21 protein-coding genes are annotated in these 17,162 nt (G+C 61.9%); 9 read left to right on the forward strand and 12 right to left on the reverse strand.

Translation table 11 applies throughout. The features are described from left to right. The 4 genes from WBV42_RS01875 to WBV42_RS01890 all read left to right on the forward strand — a co-directional run. Positions 1 to 195 (forward strand): CBS domain-containing protein (locus WBV42_RS01875; protein WP_423984524.1); only part of this gene is annotated, 195 nt, incomplete at its 5' end. Between the two features lie 102 nt (positions 196 to 297). Continuing rightward, positions 298 to 873, forward strand: a complete 576-nt coding sequence (locus tag WBV42_RS01880) for a metal-dependent hydrolase (protein WP_423984525.1) — start codon at positions 298 to 300, stop codon at positions 871 to 873. Between the two features lie 67 nt (positions 874 to 940). Further along, on the forward strand, positions 941 to 2,101 hold the full coding sequence (locus WBV42_RS01885; RefSeq protein WP_423984526.1) for a low temperature requirement protein A: 1,161 nt from the start codon (positions 941 to 943) through the stop codon (positions 2,099 to 2,101). A gap of 71 nt (positions 2,102 to 2,172) precedes the next feature. Then, positions 2,173 to 2,694 (forward strand): GNAT family N-acetyltransferase, encoded by a 522-nt coding sequence (locus WBV42_RS01890; protein ID WP_423984527.1) that lies wholly within the window; start codon positions 2,173 to 2,175, stop codon positions 2,692 to 2,694. Between the two features lie 20 nt (positions 2,695 to 2,714). On the opposite strand, the gene WBV42_RS01895 is transcribed toward WBV42_RS01890, so the two are convergent. The 7 genes from WBV42_RS01895 to WBV42_RS01925 form a co-directional block, all read right to left on the reverse strand. Further along, a complete protein-coding gene (locus tag WBV42_RS01895) occupies positions 2,715 to 3,131 on the reverse strand; it encodes a hypothetical protein (protein WP_423984528.1) in 417 nt (138 codons plus the stop codon). Between the two features lie 167 nt (positions 3,132 to 3,298). Continuing rightward, on the reverse strand, positions 3,299 to 4,273 hold the full coding sequence (purM, locus tag WBV42_RS01900) for a phosphoribosylformylglycinamidine cyclo-ligase (RefSeq protein WP_423984529.1): 975 nt from the start codon (positions 4,271 to 4,273) through the stop codon (positions 3,299 to 3,301). A gap of 584 nt (positions 4,274 to 4,857) precedes the next feature. Then, complete coding sequence (locus WBV42_RS01905; protein ID WP_423984530.1) at positions 4,858 to 5,502, reverse strand: metalloprotease; 645 nt, start codon at positions 5,500 to 5,502, stop codon at positions 4,858 to 4,860. Beyond that, on the reverse strand, positions 5,499 to 7,217 hold the full coding sequence (locus WBV42_RS01910; RefSeq protein WP_423984531.1) for a TraB/GumN family protein: 1,719 nt from the start codon (positions 7,215 to 7,217) through the stop codon (positions 5,499 to 5,501). The genes WBV42_RS01905 and WBV42_RS01910 overlap by 4 nt, the downstream gene beginning before the upstream one ends. A gap of 78 nt (positions 7,218 to 7,295) precedes the next feature. Beyond that, positions 7,296 to 7,583, reverse strand: a complete 288-nt coding sequence (locus WBV42_RS01915; RefSeq protein WP_423984532.1) for a HalOD1 output domain-containing protein — start codon at positions 7,581 to 7,583, stop codon at positions 7,296 to 7,298. 89 nt (positions 7,584 to 7,672) lie between these two features. After that, a complete protein-coding gene (locus tag WBV42_RS01920) occupies positions 7,673 to 8,017 on the reverse strand; it encodes a DUF7344 domain-containing protein (protein ID WP_423984533.1) in 345 nt (114 codons plus the stop codon). A 46-nt stretch (positions 8,018 to 8,063) separates the two neighbouring features. Continuing rightward, positions 8,064 to 9,674 carry a bacterio-opsin activator domain-containing protein gene (locus tag WBV42_RS01925; RefSeq protein ID WP_423984534.1) on the reverse strand — a complete coding sequence of 537 codons (1,611 nt, stop codon included), beginning with the start codon at positions 9,672 to 9,674 and terminating at the stop codon, positions 8,064 to 8,066. An 83-nt stretch (positions 9,675 to 9,757) separates the two neighbouring features. On the opposite strand from WBV42_RS01925, the gene WBV42_RS01930 reads away from it, so the two are divergent. Next, on the forward strand, positions 9,758 to 10,237 hold the full coding sequence (locus WBV42_RS01930; protein WP_066146472.1) for an acyl-CoA thioesterase: 480 nt from the start codon (positions 9,758 to 9,760) through the stop codon (positions 10,235 to 10,237). Between the two features lie 54 nt (positions 10,238 to 10,291). Here the strand turns inward: WBV42_RS01930 and WBV42_RS01935 are convergent, their stop codons facing one another. Next, the gene (locus tag WBV42_RS01935; RefSeq protein WP_423984535.1) at positions 10,292 to 10,744 is read right to left on the reverse strand and encodes a hypothetical protein; all 453 of its coding nucleotides are present in this window, start codon (positions 10,742 to 10,744) and stop codon (positions 10,292 to 10,294) included. Positions 10,745 to 10,823: 79 nt separating this feature from the next. Next, complete coding sequence (locus WBV42_RS01940; protein ID WP_423984536.1) at positions 10,824 to 11,990, reverse strand: DUF4397 domain-containing protein; 1,167 nt, start codon at positions 11,988 to 11,990, stop codon at positions 10,824 to 10,826. A 173-nt stretch (positions 11,991 to 12,163) separates the two neighbouring features. Here WBV42_RS01940 and WBV42_RS01945 point away from each other — a divergent pair, with 173 nt between their 5' ends. Continuing rightward, a complete protein-coding gene (locus tag WBV42_RS01945) occupies positions 12,164 to 12,622 on the forward strand; it encodes a hypothetical protein (RefSeq protein ID WP_423984537.1) in 459 nt (152 codons plus the stop codon). On the opposite strand, the gene WBV42_RS01950 is transcribed toward WBV42_RS01945, so the two are convergent. Next, positions 12,619 to 12,996, reverse strand: a complete 378-nt coding sequence (locus tag WBV42_RS01950) for an FAS1-like dehydratase domain-containing protein (RefSeq protein WP_423984538.1) — start codon at positions 12,994 to 12,996, stop codon at positions 12,619 to 12,621. The genes WBV42_RS01945 and WBV42_RS01950 overlap by 4 nt on opposite strands. Before the next feature lie 85 nt (positions 12,997 to 13,081). Here WBV42_RS01950 and WBV42_RS01955 point away from each other — a divergent pair, with 85 nt between their 5' ends. Continuing rightward, the gene (locus WBV42_RS01955) at positions 13,082 to 14,749 is read left to right on the forward strand and encodes a rhomboid family intramembrane serine protease (RefSeq protein ID WP_423984539.1); all 1,668 of its coding nucleotides are present in this window, start codon (positions 13,082 to 13,084) and stop codon (positions 14,747 to 14,749) included. On the opposite strand, the gene WBV42_RS01960 is transcribed toward WBV42_RS01955, so the two are convergent. Together WBV42_RS01960 and WBV42_RS01965 are read right to left on the reverse strand one after the other, a co-directional pair. Beyond that, positions 14,746 to 15,378 carry an METTL5 family protein gene (locus tag WBV42_RS01960; RefSeq protein WP_423984543.1) on the reverse strand — a complete coding sequence of 211 codons (633 nt, stop codon included), beginning with the start codon at positions 15,376 to 15,378 and terminating at the stop codon, positions 14,746 to 14,748. The two genes, WBV42_RS01955 and WBV42_RS01960, sit on opposite strands and share 4 nt — an antisense overlap. Positions 15,379 to 15,424: 46 nt before the next feature. Beyond that, positions 15,425 to 15,823 (reverse strand): hypothetical protein, encoded by a 399-nt coding sequence (locus tag WBV42_RS01965; RefSeq protein WP_423984540.1) that lies wholly within the window; start codon positions 15,821 to 15,823, stop codon positions 15,425 to 15,427. A 59-nt stretch (positions 15,824 to 15,882) separates the two neighbouring features. On the opposite strand from WBV42_RS01965, the gene WBV42_RS01970 reads away from it, so the two are divergent. Further along, the gene (locus WBV42_RS01970) at positions 15,883 to 16,008 is read left to right on the forward strand and encodes a hypothetical protein (RefSeq protein ID WP_423984541.1); all 126 of its coding nucleotides are present in this window, start codon (positions 15,883 to 15,885) and stop codon (positions 16,006 to 16,008) included. A 90-nt stretch (positions 16,009 to 16,098) separates the two neighbouring features. Further along, positions 16,099 to 17,016 carry a lipase family alpha/beta hydrolase gene (locus WBV42_RS01975; protein WP_423984542.1) on the forward strand — a complete coding sequence of 306 codons (918 nt, stop codon included), beginning with the start codon at positions 16,099 to 16,101 and terminating at the stop codon, positions 17,014 to 17,016. Positions 17,017 to 17,162 lie beyond the last annotated feature (146 nt).

A 17,162-nucleotide genomic window follows, 5' to 3' on the forward strand; every position in this document is an offset into this window, starting at 1 on the left:
GTCCACGTCAGCGAGGATGCCCGCGACGAGGCCGTCCGTGAGTTCATGGACGAAAGCTTCCCGACCGTCTCGAAGTCGGCCACGCTCAACGAAATCAGCAACCTCCTCGACCACTACAAAGCAGTCATGGTGACCGAAGAGGGCGAAACCGTCGGCATCGTCACCGAAGCCGATATCGCGGCTCGACTGTCCTAACGCGAATTGGGGTGTCTTCCGGTCGCAGTCCCTTTTTCGGTCGTGTCGAACGATACCGTTTCTCACCACAGACGTATCTTCGAAGCGGACGTACGGCGAACCATGTGGCCGTGGGAATCCGCGATTTTCGCCTATCTCTGTTATTCCGCGTTCGTTCACGTTCGTCATCACGAACCACCGGGCGGTACCGCGATCGTTGTCGCCGCTGTCGCCTCGGTCGTTCCCGACCTCATCGACAAGCCGTTGAGTTGGCAGTACGGCGTCTTTCAAAACGGGTATGCGTTCGGTCACTCGCTGTTCACCAGCATCCTCGTGATCGCCGCCGCTCACGCGCTCGCGCGGCGAACGACCCGTCCGCGACTGGGACTCGCGTTCGGTATCGGGTTCCTCTCGCACAACGTCGGTGACGCGCTCGAACACATGAACGAGGGAATCCGGTACGGTATCGAACACATGCTCTGGCCTGTAGTCGTGCTCCCACCCGACCACGACGCGGGGTTCACCGGGACGGTCGGGCAACTCCTCGCCGAGTATCGCGCCCACCTCGTCCATCACGACTTCACGTCGTACTTCGTCCTCGTCGGAGCGATTTCGGCGTGCACGTTGCTGCTCTGGGCGTACGACGGCTTTCCAGTCTTGCGCGAGCTAGTCGTGACGGTCCGTCGCGCGGTTCGATAGTTCGAAACTGCCACTTCTCCCATCGCAATTATGCCCCCGCAGGTTCTCGTTCGGGACGAAAAAAAGTATGTCAACGATGAGCACGAGTGATGTCGAGTCCGTGGACGAGGTACAGCACGACGGGGACGTCACGCCACTGGAGTTGTTCTTCGATTTGGTGTTCGTGTTCGCCGTCACGCAAATCACGGGCTTTCTGACGAATCACCTGTCGTGGCCGGGCGTCGTTCGCGGAATCGCCCTACTCGCCGTGGTCTGGTGGGCGTGGGTCGGCTATTCGTGGTTGACGAACGCCATCCCGGCTGAGGAGATCCTCCCCGAGCGGTTGGTCATCCTGTTGGCGATGGCGGCCATGCTCGTCGTCGCGCTGACGATTCCCCGCGCGTTCACCACGGACGCGGTATTCTTCGCCGTCGCGTACTTCGTCGTTCGCGCGTTGCACGTCGTCCTCTACGGACTGACCACGCCGCCGGAGACCCGAGAGGCGATACTCCGCCTCGCACCGGGATTTTTGGGAGCACCCGTCCTGCTCATCGTCTCCGGGTTCGTCGGAACGACGCTACAGGCGGCGCTGTGGACGACCGCAATCGTCGCCGATTATGGAATCGCACGATTTCGGGGCGTCGAAGGGTTTCACGTCCAAGCGAGTCACTTCGTCGAACGCCATCGACTCATCATCATCATCGCGCTCGGCGAATCCATCGTCGCCATCGGCGTCGGCATGGCCGGGTTGGCGATCACCCGGCAACTCCTGCTCGCCGTCCTCTTCGGGTTCGTGCTCATCGCGACGCTGTGGTGGCTCTACTTCGATTACATCACGCTCGCCGCCGAACGGCGGTTCGCCCGGGCATCCGACCGCGAGCGGACGATACTGGCGCGCGATTCCTACAGCTACATCCACCTCATGATGATGGGCGGCATCATCTTTGTCGCGCTCGGCATCGAACAGACGCTGGCACACCTGAACCAACCGCTCTCCGCCATCCCCGCCGTCGCGCTCTGTGGCGGCGGAACGCTCTATCTCTGTGGTCACAACGCGTACCGGTTCCGCGACCACGGCACCATCAGCGTTGCGCGGGCCATCGTGGCAATCGTCGCGGTGCTGTTGATTCCGGTGATGATGGTGGTACCCTCCTTCGTCGGTCTCGGCCTGCTCACCGCGCTGTTCGTCGTCCTCGCCGCCTACGAGACGATTCGCTCGGAGGACCGACGACGGCTTCGTTCACGTTGAACGACGGCTTCGCACGAACTGAGACTCCGACTCCGCGACAGTTTTTTCATCGGTCTCGCTGATGTTTTCGCATGGGCATCGACGTCCGTCCGGCGACGCGGGAGGACACCGACGGAATTCAGCACGTCGCGGAGCAGGCGTGGCATTCGGCACACGCCCCGATAATCGGGACCGAGACGACCGACGAGTTCCTCGAACGCTACTACGACGCCGCGACGTTCCGCTCGTTGGTCGAGGACGACGAATCCCTCCTCGGCGTTGCAGTTGGCGACGGGAAAACGGGGAACGAGAAAACGGAGGCAGACGTCGTCGGGTTCGTCGGCGCAAGTCCAACTGACGGCGATTCCGAGACGTTCGATCTGGGGCGCATCTACGTGCTCCCGGGAAGATGGCGCGAGGGAATCGGCGGCCGACTGCTTTCACACGCCGAGCGGATGGTCGCGGAGCGCGACGGCGAGCGAATCCGACTCGGCGTCATGGCCGAAAACGAGCGCGCCATCGAGTTCTACGAATCGGCGGGCTACCACCGCGACGAGAAGTTCTACGACGAGCGCATCGACACGTCGGGGTACGTGTACGTGAAGGAGTTGTGAGAGTGCAGTGAGCGGCGGAATCAACAGATGGCGTAGGTGATGCCAACCGACCCGTCCTTCTGTATCTGTATATCGACGTTCCCGTAGCACGCGTTCGTCTTGGCCGTCGTACACTGTTTGTACCCCGTGTCGCTCGAACTGGCATCGAGGATCTGGGCACAGACGCGGAACGTCTCTACGTTCGTCGTCTCTGCCTGTTCGAGATTGTACAGCGCGGCCGTGTCCCCCGGTCCGATCTGTCGAGTGGTCGAGAAGACGGTTTCGTCGGCCGCCTTCCGGACCACCCAGACGTGAATCGTCCGCTCTTCGTCGTACCTGTTTTCGAGCCAGATAGAGTGGTCCGAATCGAACGATTGTACCCCTGACCCCATCACACACCCCGAAATAGCGAACATACCGGCGGAACCGAGCAGAGCGCGACGGGTCAGGTTGGGCATGACAAAACCTACACTCAAATTAAATAAATATTCTGGTAATATCCCTTCGAAGACGTAGCAGTTTCACGCCGTGAGAATACGACTTGGCAGCGATTCAGCTGGTTTCGAGTCCTCCCACCTGCAAGTTTTCCCCGCCCGAATCCCCTCAGAACGACCGCATCCGGACGTCAGTTCAGGCTCAGTCCACGAATCTCGACGCTCTCGCCCTCTTCGACGGTGCCGATGATCCGGCCGTCCGTCTCCTCGACCAGCGATTCGGCGTCGTCCTCGGGAAGCGCGATGACGAAACCGGTTCCCATGTTGAAGGTGCGGTGCATCTCCTCGTCGGAGACGTTGCCCTCCTCCTGTACGAAGTCGAAAACCGGCTGGACCGGGAACGGATCGGTGATTTCGTACTCGTGCTCGCCCATCCGCAGGAGGTTCGTCCATCCGCCGCCGGTGACGTGTGCGGCGGCGTGCACGTCACGTTCACGGAGCGCGGGAAGCAGATAGGTGTACAGCCGCGTCGGGGTGAGAAGCTGTTCGCCGACGGTGCCCTCGCCGTCCGGGAATTCGTCGTCGTAGTCGTGATTCTTCGTCGCGGCTTTGCGGGCCAAGGTCAGGCCGTTCGAGTGGATGCCGTCGGATTCGAAGCCGACGACGACGTCGCCGACCTCGGCCTCGCCGGGGAAGATGGCGTCCTTCGGCGCGAGTCCGGCACAGGCACCCGCCAAGTCGAGGCCGGAGATGACCTCGGGCATGACGGCGGTTTCGCCGCCGACGAGGGCGACGCCCGCCTCTTCGGCACCCGCCGCGAGTCCTTTGCCGACCTGTTCGGAGAACTCCTCCGTGGGTTCGTCCACGGCGAGGTAGTCCACGAACGCGACGGGTTCGACGCCGCTGGCCACGAGGTCGTTCGCGTTCATGGCGATGCAGTCGATGCCGACCGTCGAGTAGTCGCCCAGTGCCTCCGCGACGAGCAGTTTCGTCCCGACGCCGTCGGTCGCCAGCGCGAGATACTGGTCGCCGATGTCGAGCAGTCCGGCATAGTCGGTCGTGTTGTCGATGTCCGAAACCGCGCCGACGAGGGCCGCCGTCGCCGCCTCGCTCGCGTCGATGTCTACCCCCGCGTCAGAATAGGTGAGTTCCTCGTCCTCGCTCATGGTGGAACGCGTGTCCCGGGTGAGTAAAGGTTTGCTGTTCGCGGGTTCGAAGACGAGAAAACGTTGCAACTGCTTCGACTGCAACTACTAGGAGTCTGACCCCAAACGTTACTGACCGATTCCACAAGCAACGAATGAGTGAGTTTGGTTCAGTTGTAATTGCAACTACTAGGAAGCGGACCACCTCGAAAGCCCCCGCCACGCTCACGGTCGCTGCACGGAATATTCGTGCTCTCAGCACCACCCGCACGAATCCTGGCCCGTGCAGACGACTACAATAAACGCGAGCTGGCGGCCCCTTTCAATCCACCCACACCACCGCACCACCCACGCCTCCCCAACCGACTGCGCGTTTCTCGCGCGCCGTGCGGTTGGTCGGTACCGGCCAACCCGTCCAACCGAGTGGCGTGCGAGGGGCGACGAGCGTAAGCGAGGAGTCAGCTGGAGAGGACTGTGGGCGGTTGCGGTATTTATGCTGCTCGGTCGTTGTAATCACGACAAAACCAACAACACATCGTAGCGAACGGCCGAAGATTTGCCGAACAAAATTCCGAAAGCGAAATCCCTCGTGTTATCGTGGGATTTCACATCACGAACAAGCCGAACAGCGCCAGCAGCACGCTGGGAACCAGCGCCGCGATGAAGACGACCGTACTCCACCGCTTCACCTGATTTCCGTCCAACGGCCCCCACGGGAGCATGTTGAACCCTGCGAGGATGAAGTTGATCTGTGCGCCGCGGTAGCCGATGCGTGTGACGATGTCCGGCCCGACGAAGATGAGCGGGAAGAAGCACACGCCGAGAACGATGTTCGTCATCGGTCCGGCCAGCGCGATGAGGCCGTTTTCGCGCTCCGTGACCCCGCCGGTGTGGTACACCGCGCCGGGTGCGGCGAACAGGAAGCCTGCGAGCGCGCCGACGATGGCGAACGCCAACATTCGGTAGTCGGCGCGGAACTCGGCCAACTGGCCGAATCGAATCGCCACCACCTTGTGCGCCAACTCGTGGAGCAGGAAGCCGACCCCCGCCGTGAGCAGCGAGACGCCGAACGCTTTCACGAACACCGATGTCGAAAAGGACACGCCGGGACGGAGTAGCGACTGCCCGAAGCTTGGATCGAGAAACAGCGTGAACGCGACGCCGAGCGCGACCCACGCGACCAGCAGGTCGCGGATCTCTATCGTGCTGAACCGAACGCCCCCGCCGGTACTGTTCACACCGCCGCTCACGACATCACACCCCAGATGATGTCGGCACTGTTGTGCGCGCCCTCGACCATCAGCCGCGTGATTTCCGTGACGCCGCCGACCTGCGGCCCGAGGAACGGCAGGACGACGAACGGGAAGAGGAACGTCGCGATCATGCTCCCGATGTTCGTCATCGCCACGATGGCGATGAGTCGGAACAGCGGTACCTCGAGCATCTGGTTCATGATGTCCCCGAGGGGCAACTCCTCGTCGCTCATGATCTCGTTGAGTGTGGCGATGTCGGCGATGTTGACTTGCGTGTATTTCAGCTCCATGTAGCCCGAGAACCAACCGGGCGCGAGCAGCGGGTTGATGCTGGTCAACCACGCGATCGCACCGCCGACGAGTGCGCTGACCCAGTGTGCACCGGCGAGTTTCGCCAGTCCGAAGGCGAAGATGCCGTTGAACAGGAACCACGCCGCGAACACCTCGATGAGGAACGTGTGTCGCACGCCCGCCATCGCCAGCAGGATGAAGAAGGCGAAGAACGCGACAGTGATGAAGTAGCCGAGCAGTTTGAACAGCGAGAATCGATTGCCTTTCTCGGTGCCGACCAGCGACTCCATCGGCGGGAGCGTACTCGGATTGTCCAGATACCCCTGAATCCCGGCACGGTGACCCGCGCCGACGACGGCGATGACGTCGTGACCCGCCTCCCGAAGCGCGACGAGTTTGTGTGCGATGAACGCGTCACGCTCGTCGATGAGGGCTTCCGCGCCACCGGGTGAGAACCGACGGAACTCCTCCATCATCGCCGTGATCACGTCGCCGTCGGTCAGATCCTCGATGTCGAACTCCTCGTCGAGTTCCTCCTCTTCGACGGGGGCGCTTCCGAGGAGGAATCCGCCGAGCATCCCGAGGACCATACCGATACCGACGCCGATGACGAGCGACGTCAGGATTCGGAGCACGACCGCGCCGATTCCGGCGAGTGTGGACGCACCGACGAGACTGATCGCGCCGACGCCCGCCGCCGCGCCGACGACGATTCCGAGCACCAATCCGCCGCCGAGAGCGAGGTCGATACGTCGCGTCATCCCCATGGAGAGCGCGAGACCACCGAGCACCAGTCCGGCGAACGTGCCACCCGCGAGTCCACCGACGAGTTGGAACGCGCCGGTTCCCGCGCCGAAGGTCAGTGCCCCGTTCAACCCGAGAAGTGGCGAGAGGAAGACGCCGAATATCATGGCGAAGAAGACGCCGAAGACGGCACCACCGACGAGGCCGATGGTGAGTGGGTCGGTCACGCCGAGGGCGAGACTGCCCACCATTCGTAGCTTCTCGCGGACGCTCATCCGCGCCCAGAAGCGCTGAATCGTCATCTGAATGTCGCGGTCCACGAGTGCAACGCCGCTACCGTGCCGTTCCGCGGCCTCGATCGCGGCTTTCATGTCCGCGCCGGGTTGGATGTCGAACTCCTCACCCATCCGCGCCTGCACGTAGGACAGCATCCAGTACGCCAAAAACTGAAAGACGGTGTTTCCGTGGAGTAAATCCGATGGATCGAGGTCTTCCGCGACCTCGCCCTGCATCTGCCGGTATCGTCCCTCGTCGAGTTCGACGGCGACTATCTCCGGTTGGTCCTCTTCGATGGCTTCTTCGACTCGTTCGACGCTTTTTTCAGAGACGTGGGCCGTTCCGACTACTCGTATGTTTCCCTCGCCGCCTCCGGATGACGGCGGGCGCTGGTCGGTCATCACTCTCCGTACTCTCTCGCTATTTTTACCAGTATCGATGACAAGGCAATTTTTCTACGCGCTCGGCGGCGAATCGAACTAATCGGCGACGTGGACGAGGACGCGGCCCTGGCTCTCAACCACGACTTCGTACTCCTCGTACATGAACGAGATTTCGCCTGTAACGGACCGATGCTGGCCGTTACCACGGGGACCGAAGACGGATTCGAGGGCGTCGACATCGACGACGTGGTGAAGCGGTGGTAGCTCTTCAGGTGATCGACCACTCACCGACGACATCGTCTCGACGATAGTCTGGACGAGTGTCATTTCGCCACCCCACGAGTACTGGGCCGACGCGACTGGATCGGATGTTCCTTTCAACACGGATTGATTCACTCATGAACATATTATATCGACTCGCATGCGATTATGCGTTCAATAGTTGTGTTTTTAAAAGGGGTCTGATATTGGGATTACTGCTCGACATCTCGTTCGACGACGTTCAACAGTTCGTCGTACTCGTCGGGGAAGTCCGCGAATTCGACTGACTCCCTCACTTGGTCCCAGTCGACGATTCCGACACGATCCAGCAACGGGAGATGAACGTGAACGAGTGCGATGTGTATGTGGTCGGCATCGCCGTCGAGGCGGTCGGCGAGGTCCATCACGGAAAGAGGGTCGTCTTCACGTCGCAGGAGAACGACCGCTTCGTGCCGAGTCGGTTCCGAGAGCACCTTGAAGAGCGTGTCGAGAGAGGAAGGGGACGTCTCGTCCAATCGTACACCGTCGTTTTTCCTCGGCAGGGTATCGATTGTCATACCAGAGACCAACCACCGAACGGCATTGAGTGGGAAGGCTAAACGATTAGTCCCGATCCCCCTCGTCGAAAATCCCCGAGAGTACCTTTCGCTCGGCGAGTCTGAGGTGTTTGTGCAAAGTGGGCGGAGCGATGTCGAACGATGCTGCGAGTTCCTCTCCCGTGCTCCCGCGTGGCCAGTCGTAGTACCCGGCTCGATACGCCGTCGTGAGGACCGTTCGTTGACGGTCGGTGAGTCGATCTTCGAGCGTGTCGCGGAACCGTGCACGCGTTTCCGTCGGCTGTTCGATCGTCTGTCGGGAGATGAGTTCGGAATCCTCGAACACACTGGTCATGGCTTTGACGACTTCGCGGACGTTGCCCGTCTCCGGCATGTCGACGGTAACGCGTGCGACCCCGTCCTCCGCAGTTGCCGATCGGATGATACCGCCGTGGTTCGTCAGCACTGAAAATGCCATCGGCTCGTCGTAGCGTATCTCCAGCAAGCATTCGTCCTCCCGCTCGCTGATCCCTCGAAGATGCGTGACGCCGAACTCTCGACAGAAGTCGAGGACGCGCTCGGGATCGGCCCCCTCTATCGAAACGTACAACAGCATGGCTCCGTCGGGATGCAGTATCGCGTCCTCGAACCGAGCGACACAGTCCAACTCCTCCGAAATAACGGTGAAGAGGTACTCGTCGTCGGAGAACTGGAACGTCAGTTCGATGGTTCGGTCGCCCACAAGCGCCAATCGGGTTTTGACCGCCGAGAGCGCGTAGCCGACCATCTCGCCGAGTTCGTCCAACACGTCACGCTCCGGTCCCTCGAACGCGAACGGACGGTCGGAGTACACGCCGAGGACGCCGTAAACGGTCCGGTCGTGGACCAGCGGAACGAACGCCATCGACCAACGACCGGTGTCCGAAACGGGACCCTCCCAGTCGTGCACTTCCGTCGTGGCGTCTCGTACGACCTGCACCGAGCGCGTTCTGGTCGCTTCCACGGCTTCACCGTCGGAATCAATGAAGTCGGTCTCTCGAAGGTTCTCGGCGTACTCCCCGTCGATACCCGCCCATACTTCGGGCGTGAGGGTTTCGAGTTCGGGGTCGAAACGGGCGATGAGCGCAAACCGATACGGTTCGGCGGCCGCGATGCGGTCACACACGGCTTGTTCGATCCCTTCGACTGTGTCCGCGCGGACGACGGCGCGGTCGATGCTTCGAACGACGGCGTTGATGTGGCGGAGTTGTGTCAGTTCGTCGCGCTGTGCCTTCAGCGCGGCGTCCCGTCGCTTTTTCCACGAGGTGTCGCGGGTGACGCCGACCGTACCGAGGAACTCCCCATCGGACAGCACCACGGAAAAACGGATCTCACACTGGACATCCTCCCCGTTCGCCCCCTGAAGCAACAACTCGGTCGTTCGAACCCCATCCGGGTCGCTCGACAGCAGATCCGCGATTTCGTCTTCGAGGCGTCGCACGTCGGGGTCGTCCACGAGAAGTGAAACGTGTTCGCCGAGCAGTTCCTCGCGGTCGTAACCGGTCGTTTCGGTAATTGCGTCGTTGACCGCGACGAAGCGACCGTCGGGGTCGAGTTGATAGATCCCATCGCCGATCGCTGACACGACTTTTTCGGTCGCCAATAGTTTCGATTCCGGCTTCGTCCGCTCCCCGCTCATTGGGGTACTAGCGGTCGGCGATGTGCATAACTCTGGCGCGCAAAACTGGGACGAACTAAGTACGACGCCCGAGAAGGGGGCGTATGGCAGACACGGCGACGTTGATGGATTCGTACACCGAGATGACCGAACTGCTCCTGCCGAACGATACCAACAACCTCGACCGGGCACTCGGGGGAGCAGTGCTCCACTGGATGGACATCTGTGGCGCGATCTCGGCGATGCGATTCTGCGGGAACCAGTGTGTCACGGCGTCGATGGACCACGTGGATTTCATCTCGCCCATCGACCGCGGCGAGGTCGCCGTCGTGGAGGCGTTCGTCTTCGACACCGGCCGGACGAGCATCGACGTGAAGGTGGACGTGCACGCGGAGGACCCGCGCAAGGGGATCAACCGCGAGACGACGACGTCGTATTTCACCTTCGTCGCGCTGGACGACGACGGCAAGCCGACGCCCGTCCCCGAACTCGAATGTCCCGACGAAAACCAGCAGGCGCTTCGTGACACCGCCCGCGAGGAGCGTATCGAGCAACTCCAAAGACTCGTCGAACGAATCGACTGAGGCGTGGTTTCGGTCGAGCGACGCGATAGGAATGAGGGGCACGGAACGGGCGACTCAGTCGGGGAATCGGGTCCGCCGACGAGCCGAGCCGAACGCACCGACGCGCGAGAGGAGTCCGTCGACGAGTACGACGATGGCCAGCAACGTCCCCATAACGATGGCGAAGAGACCTCCGAAATAGACGCCAGGGCTGGTGAAAACGGCCGAATACAACGCCCACAGGCAGACGAGCAAACAGGGGACGGCTAACAGTGCGAGCACCACGTTGGCGGGCGTGGTGACGTACGTGGCTCGAAGGACGAGCGAAAGCGCGAGCAGTAGCGGAAGCCCCACGAACAACGAGACCGATAGGTTCGGGTCAGAAAGCGGGAGAATCGACGCGACTGCTCGCAAGAACCACCCCAAACCGGGAACGAAGTCGAGCACCCCGGTTACGAGCGCGCCAATCAGTGCGATACCCCCCGCGACAGCGTACGGGCCGTATCCGATAGCCCGACGTCCGTTCATCTGTCAATCATTATTACTCAACACACTTATTCTTACCCACGAGTGTGACGCTCACGAATCCGAAAAAACGGCGGATAGTCTACTTGCTGGTGGTCGTGGTCGTAGTGGTCGTGGTGGTCGTGTTCTCCGCCATCGTCGTCGTTTGCGAGGTGGTCGTTGAGGCGGTCGTCGTGTTCGTAGGCGGTGTCGTAGTCGTCGTGTTCATCGACGTGGTTTTCGGCGTGGTCGTCATCGTGCCTGTCGAACTCGTCGTTCGTGGCGTCGTGGATGTGGCTGTTGTGGCTGTTGTGGTCGTCGTCGCTGTAGCCGTCGTCGGCGCGGTCGTCACGTTCCCCGCTGCCGTAAAGTCGGTGACGAGGATGAGGTCGAACAGCCTGTCCGGCGTCCCCTGCGGGACGAGGTCGTGGTCGACGTATCCCGCCGCGAACGCGGAGTAGGCGGTACTCTCGTTCAGCGTGACGTTGAACGTCTTGAGCACCGTTCCGTCGTCGTTCGCGGTCGCGGGACGGACCTCCAGCGTGTAGTCACCTGCCGGGACTTCCTTGTACGCCGTCGCGTTGCGGAACGACACGTTGTCGAACAACGTGGTATTGGTTTCTTTGACGGTCACGTCCACCGGTCCCGCTCCGATGGCTTCGTGGACGAGCCGGACGGAGGCGTTCCCCTGTCCGGGCGCGGTGAAGTTGTCCTCGTACACGACCGGCTCGAACGCGTTATCACCGCTCCCTGCGAGCAATCCGGTCGCCGCGACGGTGTAGTTTGTGCCCGCGTCGAACGTCACGTTGTCCGAGGAAACGACGGTGCTCGGGTCGCCCGCGGCGGTGATCGTCACGTTGTGTTCGCCCGCCGGGAGGCTCGTGTAGTCCGAGACGTTCCCGTAGGACAGATCGGAGACGGCCGTCTCGTTGTCCACGAGGACATCGACCGGCGGCGCGTCCGGCGACATGTGCGCGACGCGAACCTGTGCGTTCCCCGTTCCGTTCGCCGTCGTCCGACTCGTGGTCTGGTTCGCGGCAGTCGTCATCGCCTCGTTCGCCGTTGAGGACGTCGCTGCCGCCGTGGTCGTTCCGCCCATCGCGGTCGTCGTATTGGTTGTTGTTGCGTACGTCGTTCCATTCCCCATCGTCGTTTGACTCGTCGTCGTACCGCCGCCGCTGGCCATCGCCCCGATACCGGCGAACCCGGCACTGACGGCGAGTAGCGCTGCGACGAGTGTGACTCCGAGTGTGCGTGTCGTGTCCCTCATTCCGGATCGTTCGTCGGCCAGAACGTGGATAAATCTCCCAGACCGTCCACGCGTGTAACGGCTGTTTTCGGGGACGTAACTTCGATTTCCGGCGATTCGTCGCGGTCGTAATCCAGACCTACCGTGCCGTCCCTGAAGGAACGCTTATCCGAGCACCCGTTCTATCCGGATTCATGGGACTCGACGTACCTGCCCCTGATCCGCCGACTCTTCAGGCCGATACGGACGTTCAGGAGTACGATGACGTGTCGGTCGCGGGCGAGCGAGACTACCACCGCGACGAACTGGAAGACTTCCTCCGCGAGGGTGCGTGGGAGGAATCGTTCGACCAGTGGGCCGAACACACCGACCTGGAGGAACGCGAGTTCGAAACCGCGCTGGAGTTGGACCTCTTTTCGGAGTTCGACTTCTTCTGGGACGACTTCGCGAACCGCGTTGGCTACCACGCGCCGGGCATTCCCGAGGACTGGAAGGTCAGGGACATCCACCCCGACATCGATTCGTGGAACGCCGTCTCGTCGATCAACGCATCACTGACCGAACTCGGACAGGTCGTCTGTGACGTCCTCGCGGAGAACTACGTGGACTGGGAAGCGGAGTTCGAAGCGCCCGACGACTTGCCGGATTTCTAATTCCTGAATATCACGCCGTTGATGTCGCCCGCGAGGACGACCTCGTCGTCCTCGTTCACACAGGCGAACGAGACGACCATCTCGTGACGCTCCGGACTCGAAACGATATCTTCGACCGTCGTCTCGCAGGTGATTTCCTCGCCGACGTACACCGGCCGTCGAAACTGGAACGTCATCTCCCGCGCGATGAAGTCCATGTCGCCGCCGATTTTCGTGGGTAGCGTCGCCGTCAGCAGGCCGTGGACCATCGGCGTCTCCCCTTCGACGTGATGTTGTCCCCGGTCGCCCGAGAGGTCGGCGAACGCGGCGACCTCTTCGTTCGTGAACGTCCGCAAGAAAGACCTCGTCTCGCCCTCCGTCGGCGTCGTTGTCATGCCTCGATGTTCTCACGAACCAACCTAACGTTTTCTGGGGGCACGACCGGTCGGTAGTCGCGGCGACCGCAGACGTGTTCGTTTTATGGTATCGCGGTTACACGGTCCGAACATGGTGTCGCCGTTCGCTGGGTGGCCGATGCAACTCGGCCTGTTGCTCGGCCTGTTGGTTTCCATGGTCGTCGTCTGGGGATTGGACCGTCCGCGCGGACGGTGGGGGAGGACGCTCCGGAAACGGTTTCTCTTCGGAATTCCGTGGGGGACGGTCGTCTGCGTTTCGGGGGTCATCGCGGTGTATCTGTTCGTACAGGACGGCTGGAACCACTGGTACAATCCCGTAACCGTCGCGTTCGCGTCGTGGTCGTATCTCTACCCGCTCGGCATGCTGACGGGACCGTTCTCGCACGTCGGACCGAGCCACTTGCTCGGTAACATGACGAGCACGCTGGCCGTCGCACCGCTGGCCGAGTACTACTTCGGCCACTATCCGCCGAACGACGGCGAAACGTCGTTCTCCTCGTGGCGGACGAACCCGTGGGTCCGGGCGTTCGTCCTGTTCCCGCTCGGCGTCGTCACCATCGGACTCCTCACCAGCATCTTCTCGTGGGGTCCCGTCATCGGCTTCTCCGGCGTTTTCTTCGCGTTCGTCGGGTTCGCGCTGGTTCGCTATCCGCTCGGAACGGTCATCGCACTCTCGGTACAGACCGTCGTTTCGACCCTCTACTCCGCGTTTCACGACCCGCAAACGATCGCACACGCGACGACGAGTTTCTCCCGACCGTGGTGGTACGGCATCGCCATCCAGGGTCACACGATGGGTTTCTTCCTCGGCGCGGTCGCGGGCGTCTATCTCCTCCGGTCGCGCGGCGTTCGACCGAGCGCGCTTCGGGTGTGGGCGGGTGGGTTCGTCGTCCTGGTCTCGTCGTCGCTGTGGGCGCTCTGGTGGTATCGCGGCATGGAGACGTTCGTCCTCTTTCGCGCGCTGGGCGTCCTGTTCGTCCTCACGCTGGCGACGCTGCTCGCCGTCGCGGTCCGCACGACGGACCAACGGACGTTCTCGCCGAGCGCGCGACAGGTCGGAACGGTACTGCTGTTGATACCGATCATCATCATGGCCGGTGTCGCCGCCCCGTTGAACCTCACGACGGTCCATCGGAACAGGGCGGACGCCCTCGATACGGGTGTGACGGTCGGGGATTACACCGTGACGTACGCCGAGAACGTGCCGAACCGCAAGGTGTCCGTCATCGACGTATCGGTCGGCGGCGAGACGACCGACGTGAACACCAGCGGCGTCATCGTCATCAACCCGGATCGGGAGATATGGTCCCGTGAGGTGTCGAAGGGGCAACTCGCGTACGCTGGCGGAGCAACGGTCAGGGTCGGCGGCGTCGGGTGGGCGAAAACGGTGAAGGTGCGACGCACCGGGTGGACCGTCACCGGTGGCAGTGCAGCGTATCAGGTGTGGATTCGGTCGCCAAAGGGGCGATGGAAGCACGTCTTCTCGTCCGACTCGGTGACGGCGAGTCCCGTCCTCGCCGGGAACAACGTGTCGATCGTCCCACGAAAGGGACGGTTCGTCCTGCGATTGTCGAAGAACAACTCCACCGTCGGCACAGCGCCGATACCGGGGAAAAACTCGACGGTGACCATCGACGGTATCAGGTTCACCCGGAAGAAGAACAACCATATCATCGCCGCCGTCAACGATACGCGTATCGAAGTCACCAAAAAGGAACAGTACGGCGGCTAACGCCACTCGATTCTGAAAACCTCGGCGTCGAGAACCGTCCGCTCCCGGCGCTGGAACTCGAACTGTCTTGAGAGCGGCAGTTCCGCACGAAACGCGTGTGTCACTTCGGCGTCGGCGTCGTCGGCGAAGGATTCGACGAACCCCACACTTCCCTCGTTGTGAATCGAGTAGGACACGTCCGCGATGTCAGCGGTCGCTTCGAGAAATGCCCGGTCGGCGTGTTCGTTGCCTTCCTGTGCCCCGAACGGCGGGTTCATCAGGACGGTGACGGGGGAGTTGGACTCGACTGTGCAGAGCGGTACACGGGTCGCATCGCCCAGTAGCCAGTCGATAGATGCGGACGGTTCGACCCGACGCTCGTTCTCCTGCGCTTGTGCCAACGCGGCCGAATCACAGTCGACCCCGACGACGCGCGCTGGCGAACGAGTCGCCGCACCGATGGCGAGCATTCCGGTTCCGGTTCCGAGGTCGAGGACGATTTTCCCCGCGATATCGTGGTGAACGTCCGCGAGGTGGACGAGGTGGGCCGCGAGGTCCGCGGGTGTCGGGTACTGCTCCAACTCGACGCGTGGCTGGTCGAACGTGGAGACGGCAGAAAGACGTCGTTCCAGCGCGCGTTTTCCCATGATCGGGTGGACGCGGCGGGACGACGTAAGAGACAGGTTTTAGATCGGATCAGGCGTTCAGCGTCAGCGGGCCGTCCAGTTCGAGCGTGACGCCTTCACGGCGGGCACGCTCCTTCAGCGCGGCGAGGGACGGGCGGACTTTCGACTCGTCTTCGACGGTATCGAATTCGACTGTGACGATACCCGCACCGATGAACGCGGCGGTTCGGATGTACTCCCGAATCCGGTCCGCCTCGTCCTGTGTGGCGAACGAGCAGTTGACGTCGAAGCAGGCTTGCACCGTCACTCCGGCCGGAACGAAATCGTTCGCGGCGAGTTCCGTCTGCAGGTCGCGCAGGTCGTCGCGCGAGGCCGGTAGCGCGGCCGCATCGAGGGTCACTGGGGTCTTGTCGGTGGGTCGGCAGCCTTCGATCGCGGTTTCGATCGTGGATGGACGAGTTACGCTCATGGTTACCACACAATACCTACTGGGAATACAAAAAGGTTTGTGTATGTCTAGTAGTAATCTTGGTTGGTCAAACGGGCGTTCGCCGCGTCACACTCGACGTGAACCGGACGGCGATTTCCGTGTCGGCGTCGCGGGTCATCGAGTACGAGGGACGAACGTATCGAATCGAACGTAAGGACGCGTGAGACCGCTCCGATGGATGTATTCGATCCCCGAACAGAAACCATAATGAATCTTGCAACAGATTTAATATCTGGAATGGGTTCTATGAATTCATGTCACACGACACCGACAGAAACGCAGAGGCGACCGAAACGACCGAAGTAACCCGTCGGACCATGCTGAAAGGGACGGCCGCGGCGGCGGTCGGACTGGTCGGCGTCACCGGAACCGCCGCCGGGTTCGAAGGCGACGACGGGGACATCACCGGACCCGCGGATTTCCCCCGCGCGACGACGCGGGGTCATTTCGACATCAACTGGCTGTACGAGGAGGAGTTGACCGGCGGGCACACGAAGTGGGATTACAGCACCGTCGGGGACATACCGGGCTACGGGAGCGCGAACCCGGAGGAAGTCATCATCTCGGTTCACGGGTGGTTGGTCGCTCCGGACGAGGCACCCGACCACTTCGAGACGGTCAAAACCTCCCTTCGGAACAACGGCTACACCCATCCAGTCATCGGGTTCAGTTACGACTCGGACACGCGCATCGACCAGTGGTGGCCCGCGACGGACATCGCGGAGCGAAACGGCGCGAAACTCGCCAACTTCATCAGCGACTACCGCGCCCGAACCGGCGCTCGCGTCCGCCTCATCGGCCACTCGCTCGGCGGGCGGGTCGTCCCATCGACCATCGGGGCGCTCGACTCGCTCGGCTACAGCGACTACGTCGAATCGGCGACCCTGCTCGGCGGTGCCGCCGACAACGAATCTGTCGCCGTCGATGGTGAGTACGGTCCCGCCATCGCCAACGTCGTCGGCGAGTTCGACAACTTCTGGAAATCCGACGATCAAGTTCTCACGTGGGCGTACTCGACCGCCGAGTTCGATTCCGCCGTCGGAGAATCGGGATGTGAAGGGACGCCGCCGGGGAACTACGAGGACCACAACGTCGATTACGTCCCCGACCACTTCTCGTATCACGAACCCGGCGACGGGTGTATGGCGGAAGTTGTTGGGGAGTTTTCGTGAGTGAAACGAGCGAAAGCACGGAAGACACAAAGCGTCTTCCGGAGTTTCGATGAGCGAAGCGAATCGAAGCCAGAGGGAGCTTTGCTCCCTCGCAGTTCTCGTGAGCCGTTAGGCGAACGAGAGCACGTCAGAGCAAAGCTCTGACG

The organism is Haladaptatus sp., assembly GCF_049589095.1.
GTDB lineage: Archaea > Halobacteriota > Halobacteria > Halobacteriales > Haladaptataceae > Haladaptatus.